General features: G+C 48.4%; 2 protein-coding genes and 1 pseudogene. All 3 read right to left on the reverse strand.

The features are described 5' to 3' along the window. The coding region (locus tag AK963_RS28275) for an SNF2-related protein (protein WP_238593880.1) at positions 1-1,036 on the reverse strand (1,036 nt) is incomplete at its 3' end. A gap of 289 nt (positions 1,037-1,325) precedes the next feature. Then, positions 1,326-1,658 (reverse strand): hypothetical protein, encoded by a 333-nt coding sequence (locus AK963_RS28280; protein WP_066018558.1) that lies wholly within the window; start codon positions 1,656-1,658, stop codon positions 1,326-1,328. A gap of 175 nt (positions 1,659-1,833) precedes the next feature. Beyond that, positions 1,834-2,009 (reverse strand): annotated as a pseudogene (locus AK963_RS36165) (IS256 family transposase); the annotation flags it as partial.

Below are 2,009 nucleotides of genomic sequence, written 5' to 3' on the forward strand. Positions count from 1 at the left end.
CCACGATCAGGTCATAGTTGCCCCAGTTGATGGTTTCCAGATTGATCTCACCGGATTTGCCGGTGGTGCGTGTCAGGTCGGTGTGGTTGAGTACGTCGTAGTTGAAGCGATCTGCCGATAATAAATTGCGTTTGTCATTCACCGTATAAACGGTCCAGTTTTCCCTGAGCTTTTTGGGGGCAAGTACCAGTACCCGGTCGTTACGCAGTTCATAATACTTAATGACGGCGAGGGCAGAGAAGGTTTTGCCCAGACCGACGCTGTCGGCAATGATGCAGCCGTTGTAGCGTTCCAGTTTGTCGATGGCGCCCAACACACCGTCTTTCTGGAATTTGTAGAGTTTCTTCCAGACCAGGGTATCTTTAAAACCGGTTTTGCTTTTGATGATGCTGTCTTCGTCGATCTCTTCCAGAAAGTCTTTGAACAGATGATAAAGGGTCAGAAAGTAGATGAACTGGGGCGATTGATCCTGTGTCAGCTGGTTGAGCTGATCCAGTAGTAGCTGTTTGGCATCGCTGGCTGACGGGCTATCCCAGATGGCACTAAACCACTCCAGCATCCCTTGCGTAGCCGTGCTATCGGTAAGGCACATATTCATATCAAACTGATCAGACTCACTGAAGCCCAAACCCGTACTGGTGAAATGTGAACTGCCCTGGATAGCGGTGTCGTTATTGTCTGCTTTGCTGATATGAAAAAGGTTCTGGTTGGCCATGCTGGTGGAGCGCACCTCGACCTTTCGCTCGATCCATTGAGCGCACTCTTTGGCAATCTGCATCTGGTTGAGCTGGTTCCTGAGGCGGTGCTCAAAGCGGTCACCGGTTAACTCGGCAAAAGGCGTATCGTGGGCTATTTCGGTTTTCAGCGACCTGGACAACAACAGGCGTATTTCATCGACGGAAGATAATTCTTTCTTCAGCCAGTCAAAACCATAGATGGAGAATAAGCCAGAGAGTACCGACAGTGTTGATCCTTTGCCAAGGTGTCGGCGAAGCTCTTCACCCACCTTGCCATTCTGTTTGTTGTCCAGAAGCACGGCTACAGTTCCATGTTGTATCAGCAGGTACGCTACCGCCCGTGGATTTTACCGCCGTCGTTTATCGACTTTGGGGAGCATGGGACCAGATAGCTCAGTGGTACAAATTTGAGAAGGAAATTATTGTACGCTTGTGAGGTGATTGGTGGTAGTCGTGTATTTGCGAAGGGGGCTGATATCAGGTGGCTTAAAGCGAAGCCCCAGACACTCAGTATTACTCAGTGGCTGGGGGGAACGAACTAAGCCAATAACGTGGCAGTTTGGAAGGTGGCGTGTATATAAAAGTGGTTTAGCGAGCAGGCTGCATGGTGACATGCACTTCATTATTCAAAAACTGATACTCTCCCCGCTCTGGGTTACCATTGGCTTTCAGGGTCGCCATCTGGGGGAAATATCCCTCTTTTTTAAAAATGAAAATTTTTCCAGCTGCAGGAGTGAGCATAACATTGGCTGGTGTTACTCCCAGTTTCTTCTGTCCTGACACTGTTTGCTCATAAACCGTGATGCCCTCAGGAGTACTGCGCAGGGCAACTTGCTGACCGGGTGAACTGCCAGATTCTGTCAGTGAACTACAACCGGCGGTAAGGATAATCAGGGGGAGGGTGAGCAGCAGTCTTTTCATAGTACAGAGTCCACATTGGCAGAAGGTTGATATTCTCTTTATCCGCCAATGTGACTATTTATTAAGGACAAATTGCTTCGCAATCCCGGTATAGACGACAAGGTTTTTTCATAATTACAGAGCCTGGATCACTGTCGAGCCTGTAAATAATTCTGTGTAAACGCCACCAAAACTATTACTCCTTGAACCGGTCAGGAAACATAATTTCAAACCGGTTCATGGCTGCTTTCCAGTTCCTGATCGGCATGGTCCATTTCTCGGAAGCTTTTTCCATGGCCAGATAGATTACCTTCATGACTGACTCATCAGTCCGAAAAATCTTCCGGTTCTTGATCGCCTTACGAATGACGC

Source organism: Endozoicomonas atrinae (assembly GCF_001647025.1).
GTDB classification, from domain to species: domain Bacteria; phylum Pseudomonadota; class Gammaproteobacteria; order Pseudomonadales; family Endozoicomonadaceae; genus Endozoicomonas; species Endozoicomonas atrinae.